Here is a 22,110-nt window from a genome sequence, read left to right as displayed (position 1 = left end):
ACCATTTTTTTCCTTTTTTCCTACTTGCTAAATTCAGCAAGTAAAATATTTTTAAATGGATCAGGACTATCAGCTTTAAAGCTGTTCAAATTGACGACCAATGTATGCTTGCCTCCAAGTGTGCCACCAGCAAAAGTGGTAAACCCTAGAACTCTACCTTTGTGTCCCCATATCGAGACACCGTTTGGAAGCTTAGTTTCAAAGATCCCAAGACCATATCCGGTTCCTTCTCTATCTGTAGGAACTGTAGTAAGCATTTGTTTTAGTTGCTGTTCCTTCAGTAATTTACCACTGAGTAAGTAAGAGAAGAATTTGTTTAAATCGTCAGCAGTAGAAATCATATCTCCATCCGAGCTACCTGGGTTAATATAAGTAACGTCTTTTAGCTCACTTGCTCCGTCTAGTTGGAAATAGCCACGGGCATGCTTGGTGCCTGGAATCACGCTTGAATTGCCAGGTAGGAATGTATTTGACAAATCAAGCGGTTCAATAATCCGATTTTCAACCTCTTCCGCATAGCTGTTTCCAGTTACTTTTTCAATAAGGATCCCCAGTATTACGTATCCTGTGTTTGAATAAGACCAACCCTTTCCTGGGGCAAAGTCTGGGGGAAGAGAAATCCCCATCTTTACGAATTCTTCAGCCGTATACGATTTTTTTGTATCCGTATAATCAAAGTCTTTTGAATTTACATAGTCAGCGATACCACTTGTATGATTCAATATCTGCCGGATAGTAATTTGGTTACCATCATATCCGTTTCCTTGAATGACACCAGGCAACCATTTTTCAATGGAGTCGTCTAGATTCAAGCGGTTCTCTTCAGATAATTGAAGTAGAACTGTTGCAATGAATGTCTTCGTTACACTACCAATGCGAAAGCGAAAATCTGTTTTCATTGGTTTCTTGGTGCTCAGGTCCGCTAACCCAGCGGCATAACTCCATGTTTTTCCACCCTCAGAAGTTTTAGCAAGTATCCCAGGATATCCAAGTTGCAATGTATCCCGCATTGCCTCTTTGACGGAATTACGTTCACTTTGAGTGCTTGTTTGTAACGGACTAGATACATTTTGAATGGACTCCGCTTTTACAATTGAGGTTGGTGTTGTGTATAACAGAGAACTTCCAGCCATTATAAGGACTAAACCTGTAGATGCAATTTGACAATGCTTTTTCATAAAGATATTCTTCTCCTCTATTCATATTGTATCGGCAGTTATTTGCTGTTTTAGGGCAAGAGTGGATTTGCAATTATCTTTACTCATTATTATTTTCACAAACGCTATTGTGTCCTAACAAACGGTAAATTCCTTTTTTTTCACATGTATGTTAACCCTAGAAATTACTTCTTTTCCTTAAAACACTCTTGTTACTGGTTTGTTTTTCATAAATAGGTCATACCTGTTTCCCCTTTCACGCCTCTTTATTTTTTTATCATACACAATGAAAATCTCCCCTCCTCGTTTATTGTTAATGTGTTAAACTGCCTCTATGATTCTAAGTATTTTTCTGTCACATACAGTAGTGTCAAAATGTCACACTATTAAAAATCCTAATATTATTCGGAGTGAATATCTCAATCCAGATGTCGCTGTCAGTGAAGCTGGTGATTTGGCTGTGTCTTATTCGTATTCCCAGTTGCTCCATAACCTCTCTTACCGGAACTCTTGCCAATCTCAATTCAATCGCTTGCATTTTTCTAGGGGGTAACTCACTCTCGTTGCCAACGTAAAAACACCTCCAAGGTTATCTCCATATCTTACGACATGGCTTGATTCTCTTGAAGGTGTTTTGATTTGTCTCACGTTATGGGGTCAGTCCCCTTGATCTACAGTCGAAAAAGGTTCCTTATCTAACTTTACCAATCGATCAAAAACCTTAATTTCAAATCCCGATTCATTTCTCAACACTTCAAACCGGATGTTCTCCTCTACCGCCGGATTGATGGCTGAACCGAAACATTGTTATCTCCTGACTACAATCAATCATTTTAAGCCCATTATCTTCAAACAGGCATTCAGCATATCCTTGTTTTTATAGATTACAACAGTAATCTCCTGTCGTGCTCTCGTTAGCATTTGGTACAAACGCAGCCCCGTTGTTTCTTTGCACTCCACCTAGGCGACATTCTTTAGCTTGGCGTATTGTTGCAGGTGTAAGGCTTTTGCCGATGCCCAACCGCCGATGACAAATTGACATCGGACAATTTGTCCGATATAATTAAAATAAAACGGACAAACTGTCCGAATTTATAATACGAAGGGTGAAACTGGGATGCATATCAAAAAATTGTATTTTTTATCTGTAGGTGAATGTTTCCTAGATCAATCGGCAGTTAATCGAACCCTTGCCCCCGGGAAATTAGTCGGAATGCCTGTGTGGTCTTTTCTATTGGAAACGACCAGCGGGCCGATACTCATCGATACGGGAATGCCCGACGCTTTTATCAACAATCCCGATTACTACAAGGGGACTAGACGTGAAGGGCGCGTCGTCCCCAACATGTCTGACGGCGACTCGATCGTAAATGTGTTAAAGCGTGTCGGTTATCGACCTGACGATATTCAAATGGTCATTAGCTCCCATTTACACTTGGATCATTCTGGGGGAAACGGGCATTTCCGCAATACGCCGATCCTTATTCAAAGGGCAGAGTATGATGCGGCCATAAACAATGAGGATTACTCTCCATTAGAGTGCAGGCTGCCCGATTTACAATATCAAATCATTGAGGGTGACCATGAATTGATTCCGGGGGTTCAAATTTTATTCACTCCGGGTCATTCCCCTGGCCATCAATCAGTCCTTGTCACAACGGAAAAGTCGGGTCCAGTGCTACTGACAATTGATGTTGCTTATACTCGGGAGAACTTCGAGAATAGCGTACCGTTCTTGACATTCGATCAAGAGATGGCTGCCAAATCGATTACTCGCATGCAGGAGTTAATTCAGGATGTTCGGCCGTCCTATGTTTTCTTGGGACACGATAGAGATCAGGCGCAAAAATGCCGCACCTTTCCTGACTTCCTGTAATGGAGAGACAGGCTATGGATACTCAATCAATGGCTTTATCCGGCAATGAGCGGAAATTAATGGGGACACTTTGCTTGCTCATTATTTTCGGAAACATCAATATGACCATGTTTAATTTGTCTATACCTTCGATTTCCGCTGACTTTGCCCTGACCTCCTCGCAGGTGAGCTGGGTTATGGTCGGTTACAGCATTTTGATGGCTATCGGCGCCGGTACTTACGGCAGGTTAACGGAGTCCTTTTCCTTTCGCCAGCTGTATGTCATTGGTTTAATCCTTTTAGCTTTCGGCTCTATGATCGGCTTTTTTGCAGCTTCATACTTGCAAGTCATCATTGGAAGACTACTGCAGGCAGCAGGGGCCTCATCCATCTCTCCCCTGTCTTATGCGGCAGTAACCCTGTATTTTAAGCCTACAGTCAAGGGACGGGTGCTGGGAACCTTATCCGCCACAATTGCCTTTGCTTCCGGCTTCGGGCCTGTGTTCGGCGGTTTCGTAGAGCAATACTTTGGCTGGCGTGCTTTGTTCATCGTGTCCAGTCTAAGCCTATTTGTTATCCCTTTGATATTCAAGTATGTTCCTGACAAGAAACACGACCGCGGTTCATTCGATTTTCTCGGAGCTGTTTTGTTCTCCGCGGGACTGGCGTTGGTATTGCTAGGGGTTACGAACTATTGGTTTATGCTCATTGCAGGAGCAGCAGTTCTTCTATGGTTCGGTACTCATATTCAGAAAAAAGAACATCCATTTATCGATGCATCTTTCATGAAAAATGCTCCTTACCGACGAATTCTAGGGATTGGATTCCTTACCTTCGTATGCAACACGGGGTTAACCTTTACTCTTCCTGTCATGATGAAGAATTCCTTTCATTTACCAACTAGTAAAATCGGTCTGCTGATGCTTCCCGGTGCCGCCTGTGCAGCCTTGCTCGGATCCCGGATCGGAAGTTGGACAGATCGTTTCGGAAGCTCCCGTGTGCTTGTCATATCGCAAAGTCTCGTCATCAGCGGATTTATACTACTGGGGGTATCCGTACATTTGCCGCCATGGATCGACGCTTTATTGATCATTATCCTTATGATTGGATTCAACGGTGTCCTCACCTCTAGCAGCAATTTAGTTTCGACGACACTCCGTTCGGCTGAGCTGGGTGTGGGGATGGGTATTTTCACACTGACCTATCTCCTAGGCGGAGCATTCGGCCCTGCGCTGGTCGGCCGACTGATTGATCTAAAGATGCCTTTTTCTGTTGTTTATTTTACCATTTCCCTGTTGGCAATCCTGACATACTTATTCGCAAGAAAAGCAAATCCTAGCGGAAGCTATGGTAATTAGTTTGGTAGACTTACGACATGTCCGAAAGATACGGAGGATGAATAGATGAGTAAATTAAATTTCCAACTGTCCTTTGCTGCTATTCATGAGCTGGCCGAGGGGATCCGAACAAGGAAAATATCCCCGGTAGAGATTACAGAACATGCGCTTCACCGCATCGAACGTTTGAATCCGAAACTGAACGTTTTCGTTACCCAAACGTCCGAACTGGCGATTGAACAAGCGAAGCAATCGGAACGCGATATTATGCATGGTCGGTACAAAGGGCCCCTTCACGGGATTCCCATCGTTCATAAGGATCTATATTACACTAAAGGGATCCGAACAACTGCCGGTTCAAAAATATTGAACAGCTTCGTCCCCGATTACGATTCGACGGTTGCAGCTAAGCTACATGAGGCTGGAACAGTTCTGCTAGGCAAAGTACAGACTCACGAGTTCGCTGCGGGATTGACAACAACTAGCCCACACTTCGGTCCTTGCCTCAATCCGTGGAACACTGAACTTGTAACGGGAGGTTCAAGCGGCGGCTCGGCTTCTGCCTTAGCGGCTGGACTTACTTATCTGGGCACAGGCTCGGATACCGGAGGTTCGATCCGCATACCCGCTGCTTTGTGCGGTGTCGTAGGGATGAAGCCGACGTACGGTCGGGTCAGTCGGTATGGTATCATTCCAATGGCCTGGTCATTGGACCACTCGGGTCCGTTGACCCGCTGTGTCATGGATGCGTCCCTGTGCTTGGATGTGATGTCTGGCTTCGATCCAAAGGATGAATCGACTGTCGATCTGCCTGCGCCAGGTATCAAGATGTATCCGAATGGTCTCAGGGGTGTGCGTATCGGATTGCCGACAAGCTACTATTACGAGGATTTGATGCCAGAAGTGGAAGCTGCGATGAAGGCCGCTATCAATAAATTCCGAGAACTGGGAGCAGAAATCATCGAAGTTAGCCTGCCCCTGATCAAACATGTTAGAAGTGCGACGATGGCCATTATGATGACGGAAATGTACTCGTACCACGAGAAGTGGCTTGAGACAGAATTGGAACAGTATGGACCGGACGTCCGAATGTTTCTTGAAAGCAGTAGAGATATTCCGGCTTCCATTTACCTTCAGTCTCAGCGGGCCCGGCAACTAATTGTCAATGATTTTTTGAATGCATTGTCCGGAATCGACATCTTGTTGACGCCGGCAACACCGATCACTGCGCCGCGTGCAGATGATGAAGCTAGTGTATTCAGATTGAACTCATTTACGGTTCCGACCAATTTGACTGGCTTGCCTAGCTTGAGCATGCCTTGCGGCTTCTCACCTTCCGGTCTGCCGATTAATATGCAATTGATTGGCCGCCCCTTCGAAGAAGCGACAGTACTAGGTATCGGCAATACTTATGAAATGAATACAGACTGGCACAAGAGACATCCGGATTTGTAAGCCTGACTATATTTGATGGAGGGTAATCTATGGATCAAAAGCAACTTAACTCTGAAGTTAGCAGGAGAGCATCAACCGAAACCGGAACAGATACGACGAGCGACAAGAAAAAAGCATACGAGCAGTTTATTCATACGATCGCAAGTTTAAAGGAACTGGACCTATCGGGCATTGAACCGCATTTGCCTCCAATTTACAAAAAGCACTATACCAAGAGATAAAAAAAGCTCATCGGTCACCCAAATGAATGTATTTTTAATTTTTCACGAAATGTATTATAATTATGAAGACGGACAACATGTCCTATACACGAAAAACGGACATATTGTCCGTTTTTCGTGTTAAATAACAGTTAAATTAATGATGAAGGGAGATGTTTATGGTGAATTCAGAATCGCAATCTGTCTCTCTGAAAATTCCCAGAGAGGAGTTAAACCGAAGACGAATTTTGGCGGCGGCTAGAGAACTTTTCATCAAAAAAGGCGTTGACAATGTCAATATGCATCAGATTGCGAAGACTGCTGGAGTAGGACAAGCAAGCCTATACCGCCGCTACTCGGATAAGGGCGACATATGTCAGGAGATCGCGTATGAAGAATACCAACCTTTGTTTGATGAAGTTCAAGCATTTCTTGATCAATCCCCAGAAACCGCTGCCTTGGACCGGCTTTACCATGTAATCGTAAGATATGTCTCTTTTTTAGAGGCGAAAGTTCCTTGGCTCTGTGAGGTCAGCCGGGCCTCAACCGGGCATCGTCCGTTACAATCCCCGTTATGTCAATGGATGCGCAATATAAGCAGAAATCTGCTAAATGAGGCCGTTGAACAGGGAGACGTATCCGGGGTGGACATTTCATATACTATTGAAGCCCTGCTGGCCGTGCTTCACAATATCGATTACCATCTCCAAGATGAAGGCTTTACAAGCCAACGAGTTCTTGATGGATTACACCGCATATTTATTGAAGGTTTAAGAGCTAATAGACATTAATTGAGGGGCTGGCCACAAAGCCACATAACATGGATGAGGAATAGTCCTGCGTAACTCCTCTTTTTATCTCATAATGGTATATTGAATGTACAAAGAAACCATATCCTTTCAAATGGTCGGGTGGTACCTCCATTTTACCCAGGAACGGTTTCTTATTTTTTTACAATTGGAGAACAGGACGTCCCTAGTCATTTTTATGACTTATGGGACAACCCTTTTTTTCTGCCAATGGCTGCTACGCGAATTGTCCGGATCGGACTTCCATGGCACGCTCTCCTTATTCGGTCTTCTTATCATCAGCAGCGCTCTTTCGTCTACTTCCTGTAGGCTTCGTAGCAGCAGGCTTAGTAGCCTGAGAATCCATGGAGACAAGCAGGTTTTCATCTTATGTATTCCAAAATTGCAGTTGAAGAGATTTGTACAACACTTGGGGATTTTATTAACTCATCTTCCAAACTCCACGTCCAACTTCTCCAATCCATAACCAAACCACCTTTACGAAAAGTATCAATTATGATCGTAATTTGGATTCGATATCGATAATACCATATGTTAACATTTATAGGATATATAGAGTAAATAGAAACACAAAAAACCAATAGAAACAAGGGGCTTTGTTTCTACTGGTTTAAAAATGTCTCAAACATATACCCAAAAATGTCTCGGTTATCAACCAAATCAGTCTCAATTATTACCGTTACTCACTGTGTGGTGTCATAATTAATGAGAATATCCACATTGCTTAAATGCATAAAAATACATCCGCTTGTATACATTATTTTACCATCGAGTAACCCTAAAGATACAAAAAAGGGCACAAAAAATGCCGGTTGGCAACTTTCTTTGTTCAACATATATTTATGAATCTCGGTTAATCCTTCACCGATCGCTACAATATACTTCTCATTTTCTTTTTTATTCTCCGTTTCAAAATGGATATAAAAAACATATGCAGTTCCATCATTAAATACAAAGATGCAGTAGCTGGTAAATCTTCAATTAATTTAATTTTTGAGTCTGTTATGAGGTATACAATATTGTTTGGATCATAGAGGTACCAGTCATCTCTCATCACTTACGATATATCCGTTAACTTTTTTATAGCCAGCAGCCATTTTCTCCTTATAAGCTTCATCACGTAGTCTTTTTATTCTTTCCTGTTTTAATACCTCTCTAGCTGCTAATTTTAGTTTATTGTACCTTCTATTGAATTTATCTAACTGATAGAATGCAAACACATTGCTAAGCTTAGGCCTTTCATCGAGAAGGGTTAATAACTTAGGAATTGTGACTGAACTGTAAAACTGCCCCAAACTCTTTGGATCTAGCTCTTAGTTTTCTTCTGTATTCTGTTCTTTGCGTTCTAAGAGTATCTATCTCTTTCAACAGTTCAACTTCACGTCTAGCCAGATGGTTTCTTTCAGTTTCAACTTTAGTAATATTTCTTTTCAGAGGCTCTCTGAGTTATGCCCGATGATTTCTTTCATCACCAGCAAATTTTGATTTAGATCTGCTGTAAAAGGAACGACTAGTTGAGGTATTTCTTGTTTCATGAAACTTTTTTTGATCAAAGCTGAACCAGTGTAAATTTCTCCCGTTCCCTGTATGCAACCATTGAAATACTCTTGATACTCCAAACGGAAGAGCAAATGGGAAAAAAGTTCCTAACCATATATCCGGTTTAATAAGATAAGTTAGTACCTTTTGCAGAATGATGACGGTCTCACCCTTTCATGAAAATCAAGAAATTCCATATTTGCTAATTTAGCATACCCAGCCCCATTATTTTAATTCAAACGCTTAATTGCCCTTGTCTTAACACGAGACAATATCATTTATCTGTAAAACAAAAAGCCGCCAAATTGGCGACTTCATAACCACTGCAAGTTCTTGTCCCGAACTGAGAAGAAGAACTAGGTACCCCCTTGGGAAAAGAATATGATCTTATTGTCAATCATCATATTATTATAGGTAAGATGCAAGGAAAGATTCTTACGCCCTCTTACCACTGTAAAACTATATTATGAAATTCTCCGTGTTAGTCTTTCGATTTCTGCTAACTTCTAAGGATACGAACCCCCGGTACGGTTGTGAGCCGACGGGAGGTTACGTGTCCAGGCATAAGATAATACTTTAATTAGTTTTGGAGACCAGTTTAGATACGGATATAAGCAATCGGGCTGTAACCATTTCGTCGAATCAAGCCGCTGCTTAACGGGTTCTGTTGTAAGAACGTTTCAATTGGAATGATAATCATAACTACTGTCTAAACATTCTCATTTCCCCAAATGCTTACCAGATCATTGATCTGAAGCGACACGACCCTCAGTTCTCCACCAATGGCGTAGAGTTCTAGTCCCTTACTTTCGAAGTCCGGGAAAATCATGTCTGAAATGATTGTTTTTCCATGATTGCCGAAGACTTCGACACTTGACCAATCCAGATAAATGCTCAACTGTATCCTCTCATGCTCTGGCTTCATAGTGGCCTTGTGTATTGCTGTGAAATCTGAATGAAAATCAGTGGCGCTCGACTTCGTCCGATCGACGAACAATTCCTCATTCGAGATATTATATCCGATGATCGTCTCCTGATTGGCGGACTTCCGTACTTTAAACCCGAATTCCATAGCAGTACCGATTTCAAATTCTGCAATAATTTCTGCCTTGGCTGCGGAAATATCAGACAACACGTTCATATCTGGCTTAATCGTCAAGTCTTGTAGAGACAAAATCGGTTTTCTTAGCTGACTTAATTCATTTATGGGTGTTTGGATTAGGCGAAGTCCCTCGGGATAAGTCCTTAGCTGTAGCTCCCGGGGAATTGATGTCTTGCCACGCCATTCCTTTGAAGGAAGCGTGGTAGCATAACGCCAATTATTCATCCAGCCGATCCAAATCTTTCGTCCGTCTTCGTTCGAAATGCCATTCCAGGACACGGCCGCGTAAAAGTCTGATCCATAGTCTACCCATTTGATAGTATCGATGGATTCCAACGCTTCATCTGGCGTGAACGACTTACCGTCAAAGTTGCCTACAAAATACATCATGCCAGAACCGCCTGCCGGTGGTTCCGGATCGTCTGGATTCACACCATTTCTATCCCCGACGCTTAGCATCAGAATCCACTTCGTGGTATTAGGATCCTCATCCACTTGGATTCGAAATATATCAGGACATTCAAATATCCCTCGGTGTATATGTGGAATGTCGGAACCGAATTCGCTTGCAAAAGACCATTCTTTCAGGTTTGGAGATGTGTAAAATTCTACACGGTCCCTTACGGCAAGAACCATGATCCACATTGATGATTCATCATGCCAAATCACCTTCGGATCACGAAAGTCTAGCGTGTCCGTTGGAAATAAAACCGGGTTACCTTCATATTTTGTCCAGGTTCGACCTTTATCCTTGCTGTAAGCAATGCTTTGCACCTGCGGTTTTCCAGGCTGAGCCTTGTTGCCCTCATTTGTATAAATGGCCACCAATCCTGATCCTTCCTCTTTGAAAAATCCGCTGGTATTGTTCTTATCCACCACCGCACTCCCCGAGAAGATCGCTCCGTCCTCCCCAGGTGGAATCGCTGGTGGAAGCTCAGTCCAATGCACTAGATCCTTGCTTACCGCATGCCCCCAATGCATGTTGCCAAAATCAGGCTGCGTATCATGGGGCGTATGCTGGTAGAACAGGTGGTATTCTCCTTCAAAGTAAACCATGCCGTTGGGATCGTTCATCCAATTTTTCTCCGGTGAATAATGAAATTGAGGCCTGTACGTCTCACTATAGTTACTTTTTCTCTTTCTGCCGCTATAGTCGTCCGTTAGGTTTAATTCTTTCATAGTATCCGCTCTCCTCTTGATTGTTGATAAGGTATTTAACATAATAATTTGAGTTGCTCGTTTGCAAATGAATTTGAAATACTACCAATTAAATGTTTCAGCTTTGATCTTTGAGATATCTGTCATAGCCTTTCTGTTTGATTTCCAGCCATTTATCTAGCCCCAGTCTGGACAGCTCGGCTTTATATTCGGCCCATTCTTCTTCCACTTTACCCGTCTTGATCCATTCCGCCCGCTTGCGGTTAACGTAAGCAAACAAATCGGTTTCCAATGTGGAGATCTGCTTCTGATCCTCCAGAGAGAAGAAGACTTTCGGGAAATTATGGTCAGCCTTCATATAAGGAACGAGTCTTTCCTTCATGAGCTTAAGCCGTCCCACTGCATCATCGGGCTTAGTCGTAACCGTTCCGTAATACTCGTCAAGAATTGCTAATGGACCACCGATGTTCGTTTTTTGCCGTAGCTCGACAGGGGCCGTTCCCTTAAGCGGAAGATGCTTCAGCATATGACTCGCTTCATCGTATTCAAAAATGTTCTGCTGAGTTTTGTCGCCGTAGGTACCCCAGTTGTCTTGCACGGACTGGATAGGATCATACAGCTGGTCAATCCATTTTGCCGTAAGCTCGAGATTTTGGTTGTCACTGGTAATCACCATTCTCCCCCGGTCAAAGCCGAGATTGTTCGTGCGGGTCACATTGACTTCACCGCTTGGTCCGGCGAGCGGATTCATCAGTTCATATTTATCGTTGTCTCCTGAAATATTCGCCTTATCCCATTGGAAGTAGAGGCCATATCTTTCACTCTGACCTTTGGCTAGATACGTGTTATAATCCTGCTCGAATGATTCCTCGTCGATCAGGTTCAGTTTATACAGCTCATTAAGATATTTAATCCCCTCTTTGTAACCGTCCTGATCGGCAGTGAAGACCACTTTCCCCTCATTGGTCACTACCGTATGATCGCCGTTGTCCCCAAGACCGAATGATCCGAACAGAAAATTCAGGTCCTCATTGCCGTTATTGAGCATAAAGGACAGCGGGATTTCATCCGCTTGGCCATTTCCGTTAGGGTCGCCATTTTTAAATGCGAGCAGAACTTTTTTTAAATCCTCGGTGGTTTTTGGCATTTTAAGTCCCAGCTTTTTCAGCCACTCCACATTGATCCATGGCATGTCGTTTACAGAATGAATGCTCTCCTTCTCAGAACCCAGTTCTTCAATCCAAGGAAAGGCATAAATGTGCCCGTCCTGTGCGGTTATCATGGATCTGTACTCAGGCGCTTCCTTTAATACCTTCTGCAGATTGGGCATATATTTTTGAATCAAATCCTCTAAAGGGATAATAGTTCCATCCTTTCCGAGGTTCAACAAATCGTAATCGGAATATCCGGCATCCAGTATGGCATCTGGAAGATCTCCACTGGCAACAGCAAGGTTTCTTTTTTCAATGAAGGAATCGGAGGTGAAGTTGGTAAAATCGATATGCACCCCTGTTTTTTCTTCCAGTCTTTTATAAATCAACTTTTCATTTGGATCGGAAGGTGCCAGCGGCGAGCTTTGAGTCATAAAATGCAAAGTAACTTTCTCTTTAAGCGGCAGAGTAACATTTTCCAGCTTGTAATCTTCGGATGCCGCAGAATTATTGCCCGAACCGCCGCATCCGGCAAGCAGTGAAGTAGAAAGTGCCAACACAGACAAGGTTAGTAATGTTTTTTTCATCTCTATTCCCCCGATTTGTTATTTGATCGAACCTACCATGACACCCTTTTCGAAATACTTCTGGAAGAATGGATACATGACAATCAAAGGCAAACTTGATATGACAATGGCAGAGTACTTAATCATTTCAGACAATTTCTTAAGCTCCGCTTGTGCCATCGCATCGGCAATCATGCCGGGCTGAACCTGATTCTGTATCAAAATGGAGCGCAGTACTAGTTGAAGCGGAAACAGCTTCGGATCATCCAGATAAATCATGGCGTCGAAATAAGAATTCCACTGTCCGACAAAAGCGTATAAAGCTAGAACAAAAATAATAGGCTTGGAAAGCGGCAGGACGATTTTAAAGAAAATACTGAGCTCGGAAGCTCCGTCTATACTCGCCGCCTGGAACAGTTCTTTCGGAAGTCCCTGGAAATAAGTCTTTGCCAGAATAATATTGAATACGCTGATCGAGCCGGGCAGAATAATGGCCCAGACCGTATTCAACATGCCTAAATCCTTAATCACCAGATAGGTAGGAATCAGACCGCCACCGAAAAACATCGTTATCAGGAAAAAGATCATAATGGACCGTTTCCCTACCAACTCTTCAACCGCAAGCGGGTAAGCCGCGAAGACGGAAAATAATACGGTTGCGAACGCAAAGGCTGCTGAATAAAAAATAGCATTAAAAAAACCGCGGATCATGGCACTGTTGCTTAGGATTTTGGCATATCCCGTGAGTGTCCAGTCTGATGATGTAATGGCAAACCCTTTGGTAATCAGGGTATTTGGAGTTAAAAAGGACGAAAGCACCACATAAACCAGCGGTAACAGAATAGCGAGAACAAACAAACCAAGTAGAATATAATTGATGATGAGCAGAATCCGGTCCTTCCCGGTGTAATGAATATCCATAAATACCTCCTTCTTTAATACAGCCCTTCTCCTTCGTTCAGCTTCTTGACGACGGTATTTACGAAAATCAACAGGAATACATTAATTACGGAATTGAACAACCCGATTGCCGTAGAATAAGCATAATCGCCGGATTGCAACCCCACCTTGTATACGTAAGTCGCGATGATTTCCGAGGTAGGTGTGTTCAGAGCCGTCTGCATTAGGTAAGCCTTTTCATAGCCGATCGACATAATACCTCCTGCAGCGAGAATGAACAGGACGGCCATGACGGGTTTAAGAGCTGGCAGATCAATGTGGAAGATTCTCTTCATCAATGAAGCACCATCAATTGTTGCAGCGTCATGCAACTGCGGGTCCACATTGGCTAAGGTGGCCACATAAATGATAGAGGACCAGCCCGCTGTTTGCCATATACCAGACAAAATATATACCGTTCGGAAATAGGCAGGATCAGTCATAAAAGCAATCGGCTTGCCGGTGAAGGTTGTTACCAAAGCGTTCACTATTCCAGCTGGCGATAGAAAAACAAACAGCATACCGGCAACAACAACAACCGAGATGAAGTTAGGTGCGTATACAATAAGCTGAATATTCTTCTTGAACTTCGCTCCTCTGACCAGATTTAGCATTAAGGCCAGAATGATGGGTACTGGGAAGCCGAGAATAAGACCGTAAGCGCTTAATTTAAGCGTATTCATTAATATGTCATAAAAATTTGGTGATGAAAGAAACCGCTGAAAATGTTCAAATCCAACCCATTCGCTGCCGAGGATGCCTTTTCTTGGGCTGAAATTTTTAAACGCAATGATCGAGCCGTACATGGGAACATACTTGAAAATGACGGTAAGAATTATGGACGGAAGCAGAAACAAATACAATATATAATTTCGAAGCATATAGCTTAACCAATGGTTTCTTTTTTTTGTTTCTGAAGCCTTTAATCCCCTTTTTTGAACGATCGAATTTGCCAATATTTTCCCTCCTACTGTTCACGGCTTGTTATACGACACAAAATATAAGCCATGTTATGTCATCTCTCTGACATAATTAACCAAGATGTTTTTCAAATACTTGCTTGTAATATCCACACCTCCAACAGAACGAGAATTTTACACATTCCCAAAATGAATGGGCTTACAATTTACATTTGAACATATTTCACTCTTACAATTTATCAGATGTACATTTAATTAGTCAATATAATTCGGGTGAAAAATTCATTCAAAAAGCGTATTTCAAGATAATTATAATGTTTTTAGCAAAAATACATCAAAAATACACAATATAAATAAACAAACGTAAACCATTATTGTTCATTTGAATAAATACATTGTTAAAAACATGAAAATACTATATATTTAGAAATATGAAGAATCTTAATTCGGAGAATAAGGTGAACAATATGACGAGAAAGTCAAAGGTTACGATACAAGATATCGCTGATGCCTTGGGAATTTCCAGAAACACTGCATCCAAGGCGCTTAATGGAGTGGAGAGTATTCCCACCGTTACTAGGGACAAGGTGGTCAAAAAAGCAATGGAGCTTAAATACAAACAATTTTCTTATATGGAAACAGCTTCTGAAAAACAAGGCAATATCGCACTTTTGACCTGTAATCTTCCTAATAGCTCACACTTTGGATCTTTGTTGATCAGCGGACTGGAGAAGGAAATCAGCAAACAGGGCTATACTTTATCCATTTATTTTGTCCGTGAGAATGATATCAATTCGATGACCCTACCCGGCAATTTTGAACCTTCGAATGTGGCTGGCATTTTCTGCATCGAAATGTTCAGCAAGGAATACAGCAAGCTGATCACAGATCTTTGCATCCCAACCATTTTTATTGATTGCGCTGCGGATATGATGTATCCAGAATTGAAGGCGGATCTGGTATTAATGGAAAATGAACACAGCACATACTGTGTTACCCGGAAATTAATCGATCATGGCTATGAAAGCTTCGGTTTTGTAGGCGATTACAATCACTGCAAAAGCTTCAATGAACGCTGGACCGGATTTAATAGGGCCTTAGCAGAAGCAGGAATCGCCGTAGATCCTGCCCATAGCATTGTAGCGCCTGACCGCAACTTCTTTATAGAGGAGAACTGGATGGAACAGCAGTTGGATGCTCTGAGGGAGTGTCCCTCCGTCTTTATTTGCGCCAATGATTTCATTGCCATCAACGTGATCAAATCTTTAAAAAACAAAGGGATTAAAGTCCCAGAAGATGTTGCTGTCTGCGGGTTCGATGATGCTTCGGAATCCCGGGTTGTCGAGCCTCATCTTACAACCGTGCATATTTACAGTAGTCAGATGGGTATTATTTCAGCCGAAATGTTATTGTCCAGAATCAAAGACAATACCATGCCATACCGAGTGACTCATGTTGCAACGGATATCGTATACCGGGACTCGACCCCTGTTCTAAACTAAATCTACCAAGAGGTGAATCAAAGTGAAAAATGACAGAACGGTTCTTTGTGTGGGCGAGTTGCTCATTGATTTTTTCTGCACGGATATTGATGTTAATCTTGCCAAGGGTCAGCATTTCTCCAAGCAGGCTGGCGGTGCTCCGGCAAATGTAAGCGCAGCCGTAGCCAAACTCGGAGGAAAAGCGTCATTCTTGGGGAAAATCGGTGCTGATCCCTTCGGTATCTACCTGAAGCAAACGCTGGAGGAGCAGCATGTGGATACTTCCATGCTTCTTTTTGATCCGGAAACACCGACTACACTGGCCTTTGTTTCCCTTGCCGCTAACGGCGAACGAGATTTCGTATTCAACCGCGGAGCTGACCGTCAGCTGTCTCTGCAGGACATTGATAGAGAATGGACTCGACAGGCTGCCATTCTGCATTTTGGCTCGGCAACGGCCTTGCTCGCCGATCCTTTCCGGGAAGCGTATTTGTCTTTATTGGACGAAGCGAAAGCCAATGGGCAATTTACCTCCTTTGATCCCAATTACCGGGGGGACCTCTGGAAAGATAGGCTGGAGGAGTTTATAACATTGTCCAGAAGAGGAATACACAATGCAGATTTCGTAAAGGTAAGCGAAGAGGAATTAAATATCATTACGGGGCTGACTGACCGCAATGCTTCATTGGATCTTTTGCATGGGTTGGGAGCCAAAACGGTGGCAGTTACCTTGGGGAAAGAAGGTACTCTCATCTCAAGCGGTACCTCCCGTTCGCTAATCAGCAGTATTACTGTTAAATCGATCGATTCTACCGGTGCCGGTGATGCCTTCGTCGGAGCTATGCTGTATCAAATCAGCCAGCTGAGTCAGCCCAAGGCATTTACCTCCGATTGGGAGCAACAGCAGGAATTTATAACACTTGCCAATCAAGTCGGCGCTATCGTGTGCACTAAAGTTGGAGCGATTGCAGCCTTGCCATCGTTGGAAGAAGTTAAGCATTTCATAGAGCAACAGGGTGAAACAAAAATCGAACTGTAAGAACAGCAAAGGTGTCCCGACGATCCTAGGGTCGCTGGACACCTTTTTAGTTACTTGGAAAGTGAAGTGAGGAAACTAAATCATATCGAGGGAGTTTAATCAAAAGGAAACTACTACTATCCTATGTAGTAGCTCCTTGTATTTAAGACAGACCAAAATGTTTTCGATTGCCGATAATATTCCATTTTTATTTGACTCAGATGTTTTCATAAAACATTTTAATTCACATTGCTGTGCTTATTGTAGGTAGTGATTTGAAGCTTTAACAACTGTATTTAGTGTTTCACTCCTTGTACATTGTGGATCAAATAAAACAGGAAATAAATCCTCCATGCCTCTCAGGTGATCTCGATCTAAATACTCTGATCGAATTAGTCCATCTTCGGCAAACACAAAGAAAACCTGGTTGTAGGCAGAAATTCCTCTTAAAAATGCTGGTTCCATAAAGGTATCGACGATAATGGGCTTCTTTTTACCCATTTGTTATAACTCTAAAATAATGAACTCAACACTTTCATCAAAGACCGAAGAACCATTGACTCTATCGTTCCCACAACCTAAGAAAAACCACTCCCAATCGATAAAGTGACTTAAAATTGCCGGATGGTCCTGAGGGTTAGCTTTGCCCTGATAATCAAAGGTATGGTCATCAGAAGAATAATACTCCCCACTTGGAGGCTTTCGTCTTAGTCATAGTGCTTTTTACCGCCGTAAGGCCCCCGCCACAAATCCAAGCAAATGTGATTTAGATAAAGCCTTAATACTCGATCTGAAATTTTCAAAGTACATCATTCCCCTGTCTAAAAATTGTTTCTTACAAGGGGAAAAGTCTCATTCTGAAAGCACTACAGTAATTTCTCATCATCCATATTCATTAATAATGCCCCCATCGTTAAGTTATGTTTGGTTTATTCGATTCCGTCCCACATTCCACACAAAGTCTATCCATACCTAAAGCTCTTTTCCCTTGGCTCCTACAAATCCATTTCATTTTATCCTATTCGTTCCCTTGGCCTCGTGGTTTATCATCATTTATTATTCACCATTTCTTTTGATTTTTTATATTCTCGTTGCACATAATAATAAATCCGTCCAAATCGGCATGCCAAATCACCACAAGCAACATCTGGTGCTTGCAGCATGGACATCTCAACGGGTCTTGTTCATATGTCTCTATCACTCAGTCTCTATCACTCGCTGGCGATACGAAAAGCGAAAGAAGCTCGACGCTTTCCTGACCAGCAAGAAATTGATTTTCCTAACCTGACAGAAGTAAGCTGAAGCTGCATGAACACAATAACAAATCCGCCTTTTGCCAAAAGCCCCTCTACGCCAAGCGAAGGGGCTTTTCTACAAGATAGAACTAAAAATCAGAGCTTACTTTCCACCTATTTCGTCGCATTTCATCCGTTGGAGGAGTCTCTAACGTAAGCTTTGAACCATCCTCGGATATGGTCAAAGCCCTATTATGATAAACTGAGATAATGACAACCGAACCATCCCTATTTTTGTGGACAATCCACCGCTGATTATTGTAGCCCAAATAAGAATAGAGCTGAATTTTATTGTGCTCCGCGTCCAGATCCAGCGCCTGTCCGGAGGTCGTTCGGATGGAATAGGAACCTGCATCATCTCCGGTCGGCACAAACACCCATTTTTGATCCGAGGCTTCATTTGCATCCTGTACACTAACTGCTTCGCCATTTGCCAGGCGGGCTGTATATATGGATTTTTGGAATGCTACGTTCACGAGGCTTGATACCCTCAACTTGGCCGGTTTCCCTCCTGTCACATTTACATTCTGATAAGAGACAGAGCCGCCAAAGACATGAAGTCCGAAATGACCTTCGGCAAAGGTCCCATCCTTCAGATCCATTATTTTCAGTCCTCCCATATGTACCACGATATGCGGGCCTTCCGCTTGAATCTTTATTTTATAGGTTTGGCCTCGCTGGATGAAGACCGGGACTTTCGCCAGAACCTGTCGTTCCTCGAATCGTCCATCTATTTTGTAGAACAGGCGAATAGACTTCATGTTAGGATCTAGATTCAGGTAGTAGCCGCTGTGCCCATCCTCGCTTGCACGGAACAGAAGTGAACCAGCCCCGCCGGACGTGCCAAGCTTCAGTTCAGCTTCATAAGTAAAATCCCCAGCCTGCTCCTGGGCCATATAATTCGCGTCGCTTGAGTATCTTCCACGAATTCCATCCTTGCTGAGTACCCATGAAGCCATTGACGGATCTGGGGTCCAGCCGCTGAGACTGGTATGAAACTCGCCGCCAGAGACTTTTACAAGAAGGCTGGCGGATGCCTTTTCATTTGGGGTGGATACAGTAATGACGGACTCGCCCTCTTTTTTGGCCATAAGAGTTGCCTGAGAAGCGCCGGCTCCCTTTATGCCTACCACCTTGGCATTACTGGATTTCCACTCCAGCGGGTGAACACCATTGCCAGGCCCATTCTCCACTGCCGCCCGCAGCGTTTCGCTTTGCCCTATCCCTAGTTCACGGTCACCCGTGTCCATTGCAATCCGTAGTGGCGAATCGTTATCCGAATTCCACACTGATCCAAGCTTGTTTACCGACAGAGAAACAATCTTCACATTGCCACCCTGATTATAGAAGCTCATCTCCCTACTGGCCGGATCAGGAAATATGACCTCGGAGAAAACCACCTTGCCTCCATTAGCGAAGACCTCAACAGAGGATTCATCCACCAAAATCCGCATCTGGATCCGCTTGTTCTCGGCTTTCATCCCCGTTTCATGTCTTGTGGTAAACAGATTGGAGAAATCCGTAGCTCCGGAAGCAGAGCGATCCACGAACAATTTACTTTCGCCTGGCTTATAACCCACCACAGTCTTCTGATTCGCACCTTCACGTAGATTAAAACCAAACTCTGTTACGTTACTTCCAGCCGGAATCTCCAGTTCGGCTTCAATCTCATATGCTCCAGAAACAAGTCCCTTCAGCAGGTTTGGAGAAGATGGATTGATCATCTTGTCAGTTACAGAGAACAGCCTGCTGCGCAGATGTTCCATCTCCTTGATCGGACCCTGGGCGAGACGGAGTCCGTCGGGGGTCATGACCAGAGCAACCTCTCTCGGAACAGTCAGTCCCCCCTTCCAGCCCGAAGTCGGAAAAGCGAACGGATAATCCCAGTTGGACATCCACGCCAACATCACTCTGCGCCCATCCGTCATGTCCGAGAAAGACATGGATGCATAATACTCCTTGCCAAAATCCGTTCTCAGCACCTTTCCTGCCGGATTGTCATTTACGAATTTCCCCTCTGCAGTCAGACTTCCCACAAAATATTCAGAATCCGATCCTCCTGTTGCCGAATTCGCCCCTGTACTGATCATGAGAACCCACTTCTTCTCTGACGTTTCCTGCACGACCAGTGGGAACAGGTCAGGGCATTCCCACACACCGCCACGAACATAATCTCCATAACCCCAATTGTCGGTCAACGTCCAGTCCAGCAAATTAGCCGATGTAAAGAACCGGATATGATCACCACCGGACACTACCATGACCCAGCGATTATGCTCGTCATCGCGAATCACCTTAGGGTCGCGGAAATCCCATCCCCCCGGTTCTTCCCCGTTCTTGCCGGGGTTCTCAACCACGATCGGACGATTCTTGGCATAATGCCACGTACGCCCCTGATCCTTGCTGTAAGCAAGGCCAATGCGCTGGTTGCCATTAGGACCATCTGGGTTATAGGAAGTATAATAGGCGATCAGACCTTTGCCGCCCGAATCCGTAAATAAGCCTGAAGTATTCGTTACATCCGCCACAGCAGATCCGGACCAGATATGCCCGTAATCATTCCACGGAAGTGCAATCGGCAGACGTTTCCAGCTCAGCATATCCTTGCTGACGGCATGGGCCCATGTGCCTCCATCCTGATGGAAAAGATGGTATTCACCTTCGAAATAGACCAACCCGTTCGGGTCACTGGCGTACCCACGGATCGGTGTATAATGATACTGGGGACGATAGGTTTCAGTATAATAATTATTAGACTCCGTGACATAAGCATCCTGAAAGTAAGCGCTTCCCTTTTTCACAACAAGACCGGCGTTTCCTGTTGAATACGAATGATCCGTTACATCGATTGCTGGTGGAGTATAACCGTCCACGAAAACTTGAATCCGGTTACCCATTGCCTTTACTTCCACATAATGCTTCGCCCCCGCTAAGCTCGGATAAGGTCGCTCTGAGCCTGCAATTGCAGTTCCATCCGCTTTCGTCAGCGATACGCGGACCTGCTCTCCTTCCTTCACCAGAGTAGCTTCATATCCACGTGTTCCATCGGTAGAGGACCGGAAAGCTAGAGCGGCAGCAGCATCGGAGCGGAAAACGATTGTTCCTTCATATACAAAGTCAGCAGCTTGCCTGCTATAGATTTGCTGAGCCTTGCTCTGGTTCACAGACGTTCCTTTTTGGCCGCTGAGGTCAGGCTGCCACTGTCCTTTTTTCACAAGTACCAAACCCAGATTCCCTTTCAGATCGCTAACGGTTATGTTTTGGAACAAGGCTGACCCATCCCAGACGTGAAGTCCAAGGCGGCCAGATCGGTATGAACTGTCTTGAACATCAATCACAGGCTTATATTGAGTTCCCCAATATACTTTCAGCGAGGCCCCTTCAGCTTTTACCTTGAGATGATAGATCTCCCCTTTCTTGAGCGAAACCGGATGCTCTTCATTTAATTTACCTGCTCCACTGCCCGCATCTTTTAAACGGATAATACCGGACTGCGGTGCAATTTGAAGCATATACGAATTCAATCCGTCTTCATTGGAACGGAAGAGCAAAGAAGCATCCGCTTGCATATCCTTGATCATAACATCGGCTTCATACAGGAAATCATCTGCTATTGTTTCTGAGATGGCCATCACGTCCTCCTGCGGATCAGATGTCAGCAGGAGCCCTTCTGCGGCATCTCCCCACTTGCCATTTCCTTTTACCTGCCATCCTGTCAAATTTGTATTTAGATTTATAACGTTTTCAAAAATAGAAAGACCCTCCTTTTCCGATTTTCCTGTGTTACCTACCGCCCGTGCAGCCCAGCCGGTATCAGGACTAGCGGCGTAAACTCCAGATGAAGTCATAATAATAGCCATCACCATGAGGATGTGCAGCACAGCTTTGAATTTCTTTTTCATCGATTACCCTCCATTTCTACTCTACGGAATAATCATCTTCTACCAAAAAAGTAGAAGGCGGCCAGTTACAGCACAGTAACTGGCCGGGATAGCATATTAAATTTGTTATAAAATATATAGAGCTTGAACTTGTGATTTCTATTTTAGGATCTGAACGAGACTATTGGGAATGTTCAAACTCCGACTCCCCTCTCTCTTTCCCTTTTTGTTAATTTTCAATAATATC

The 22,110-nt window shown here is 43.7% G+C and carries 14 protein-coding genes; 7 read left to right on the top strand and 7 right to left on the bottom strand.

The features are described from left to right. Window positions 1–20 precede the first annotated feature (20 nt). The gene (locus tag NSQ57_RS03100; protein WP_342425610.1) at window positions 21–1,178 is read right to left on the bottom strand and encodes a serine hydrolase domain-containing protein; all 1,158 of its coding nucleotides are present in this window, start codon (window positions 1,176–1,178) and stop codon (window positions 21–23) included. 1,096 nt (window positions 1,179–2,274) lie between these two features. Here NSQ57_RS03100 and aiiA point away from each other — a divergent pair. The 5 genes from aiiA to NSQ57_RS03075 all read left to right on the top strand — a co-directional run bounded on the left by aiiA (window position 2,275) and on the right by NSQ57_RS03075 (window position 6,795). After that, the gene (aiiA, locus tag NSQ57_RS03095) at window positions 2,275–3,033 is read left to right on the top strand and encodes an N-acyl homoserine lactonase AiiA (protein WP_029515914.1); all 759 of its coding nucleotides are present in this window, start codon (window positions 2,275–2,277) and stop codon (window positions 3,031–3,033) included. Window positions 3,034–3,047: 14 nt separating this feature from the next. Then, window positions 3,048–4,370 (top strand): MFS transporter, encoded by a 1,323-nt coding sequence (locus NSQ57_RS03090; protein WP_342425609.1) that lies wholly within the window; start codon window positions 3,048–3,050, stop codon window positions 4,368–4,370. Window positions 4,371–4,415: 45 nt separating this feature from the next. After that, on the top strand, window positions 4,416–5,804 hold the full coding sequence (locus tag NSQ57_RS03085) for an amidase (protein WP_341038648.1): 1,389 nt from the start codon (window positions 4,416–4,418) through the stop codon (window positions 5,802–5,804). 29 nt (window positions 5,805–5,833) lie between these two features. Next, entirely contained in the window at window positions 5,834–6,025 is a 192-nt protein-coding gene (locus NSQ57_RS03080; RefSeq protein WP_069010906.1) for a hypothetical protein, read from the top strand. Window positions 6,026–6,183: 158 nt separating this feature from the next. Continuing rightward, entirely contained in the window at window positions 6,184–6,795 is a 612-nt protein-coding gene (locus NSQ57_RS03075) for a TetR/AcrR family transcriptional regulator (RefSeq protein WP_069010905.1), read from the top strand. 2,266 nt (window positions 6,796–9,061) lie between these two features. Here NSQ57_RS03075 and NSQ57_RS03070 read toward each other — a convergent pair. The 4 genes from NSQ57_RS03070 to NSQ57_RS03055 all read right to left on the bottom strand — a co-directional run bounded on the left by NSQ57_RS03070 (window position 9,062) and on the right by NSQ57_RS03055 (window position 14,149). Beyond that, window positions 9,062–10,633 (bottom strand): glycoside hydrolase family 32 protein, encoded by a 1,572-nt coding sequence (locus NSQ57_RS03070; RefSeq protein WP_081317544.1) that lies wholly within the window; start codon window positions 10,631–10,633, stop codon window positions 9,062–9,064. Between the two features lie 97 nt (window positions 10,634–10,730). After that, on the bottom strand, window positions 10,731–12,350 hold the full coding sequence (locus tag NSQ57_RS03065) for an ABC transporter substrate-binding protein (protein ID WP_029515922.1): 1,620 nt from the start codon (window positions 12,348–12,350) through the stop codon (window positions 10,731–10,733). Window positions 12,351–12,368: 18 nt separating this feature from the next. Next, window positions 12,369–13,250, bottom strand: a complete 882-nt coding sequence (locus NSQ57_RS03060; protein WP_029515923.1) for a carbohydrate ABC transporter permease — start codon at window positions 13,248–13,250, stop codon at window positions 12,369–12,371. A gap of 14 nt (window positions 13,251–13,264) precedes the next feature. After that, a complete protein-coding gene (locus NSQ57_RS03055) occupies window positions 13,265–14,149 on the bottom strand; it encodes an ABC transporter permease subunit (protein ID WP_230584986.1) in 885 nt (294 codons plus the stop codon). Between the two features lie 506 nt (window positions 14,150–14,655). Here NSQ57_RS03055 and NSQ57_RS03050 point away from each other — a divergent pair. Together NSQ57_RS03050 and NSQ57_RS03045 are read left to right on the top strand one after the other, a co-directional pair. Then, the gene (locus NSQ57_RS03050) at window positions 14,656–15,690 is read left to right on the top strand and encodes a LacI family DNA-binding transcriptional regulator (RefSeq protein WP_029515925.1); all 1,035 of its coding nucleotides are present in this window, start codon (window positions 14,656–14,658) and stop codon (window positions 15,688–15,690) included. 22 nt (window positions 15,691–15,712) lie between these two features. Further along, complete coding sequence (locus tag NSQ57_RS03045) at window positions 15,713–16,708, top strand: carbohydrate kinase (protein ID WP_029515926.1); 996 nt, start codon at window positions 15,713–15,715, stop codon at window positions 16,706–16,708. Window positions 16,709–16,945: 237 nt separating this feature from the next. Here NSQ57_RS03045 and NSQ57_RS03040 read toward each other — a convergent pair whose 3' ends face one another. After that, entirely contained in the window at window positions 16,946–17,188 is a 243-nt protein-coding gene (locus tag NSQ57_RS03040) for a hypothetical protein (RefSeq protein WP_069010903.1), read from the bottom strand. A gap of 883 nt (window positions 17,189–18,071) precedes the next feature. Then, window positions 18,072–21,884: a GH32 C-terminal domain-containing protein gene (locus NSQ57_RS03035; protein WP_340931277.1), complete on the bottom strand. Its 3,813-nt coding sequence runs from the start codon at window positions 21,882–21,884 to the stop codon at window positions 18,072–18,074. Window positions 21,885–22,110: the final 226 nt, after the last annotated feature.

Origin of the sequence: Paenibacillus sp. FSL L8-0502 (genome assembly GCF_038593055.1) — a bacterium.
GTDB lineage: Bacteria > Bacillota > Bacilli > Paenibacillales > Paenibacillaceae > Paenibacillus > Paenibacillus polymyxa_D.
This window is presented reverse-complemented; position numbering and strand designations above follow the sequence as displayed.

Excerpts from the sequence above, each read along its gene's own strand:
- NSQ57_RS03050 (WP_029515925.1), top strand. The coding sequence starts at position 14,656 with ATGACGAGAAAGTCAAAGGTTACGATACAAGATATCGCTGATGCCTTG.
- aiiA (WP_029515914.1), top strand. The coding sequence starts at position 2,275 with ATGCATATCAAAAAATTGTATTTTTTATCTGTAGGTGAATGTTTCCTA.
- NSQ57_RS03085 (WP_341038648.1), top strand. The coding sequence starts at position 4,416 with ATGAGTAAATTAAATTTCCAACTGTCCTTTGCTGCTATTCATGAGCTG.
- NSQ57_RS03070 (WP_081317544.1), bottom strand. The coding sequence starts at position 10,633 with ATGAAAGAATTAAACCTAACGGACGACTATAGCGGCAGAAAGAGAAAA.
- NSQ57_RS03080 (WP_069010906.1), top strand. The coding sequence starts at position 5,834 with ATGGATCAAAAGCAACTTAACTCTGAAGTTAGCAGGAGAGCATCAACC.
- NSQ57_RS03075 (WP_069010905.1), top strand. The coding sequence starts at position 6,184 with ATGGTGAATTCAGAATCGCAATCTGTCTCTCTGAAAATTCCCAGAGAG.
- NSQ57_RS03060 (WP_029515923.1), bottom strand. The coding sequence starts at position 13,250 with ATGGATATTCATTACACCGGGAAGGACCGGATTCTGCTCATCATCAAT.
- NSQ57_RS03040 (WP_069010903.1), bottom strand. The coding sequence starts at position 17,188 with ATGGGTAAAAAGAAGCCCATTATCGTCGATACCTTTATGGAACCAGCA.
- NSQ57_RS03100 (WP_342425610.1), bottom strand. The coding sequence starts at position 1,178 with ATGAAAAAGCATTGTCAAATTGCATCTACAGGTTTAGTCCTTATAATG.
- NSQ57_RS03055 (WP_230584986.1), bottom strand. The coding sequence starts at position 14,149 with ATGCTTCGAAATTATATATTGTATTTGTTTCTGCTTCCGTCCATAATT.
- NSQ57_RS03035 (WP_340931277.1), bottom strand. The coding sequence starts at position 21,884 with ATGAAAAAGAAATTCAAAGCTGTGCTGCACATCCTCATGGTGATGGCT.
- NSQ57_RS03065 (WP_029515922.1), bottom strand. The coding sequence starts at position 12,350 with ATGAAAAAAACATTACTAACCTTGTCTGTGTTGGCACTTTCTACTTCA.
- NSQ57_RS03090 (WP_342425609.1), top strand. The coding sequence starts at position 3,048 with ATGGATACTCAATCAATGGCTTTATCCGGCAATGAGCGGAAATTAATG.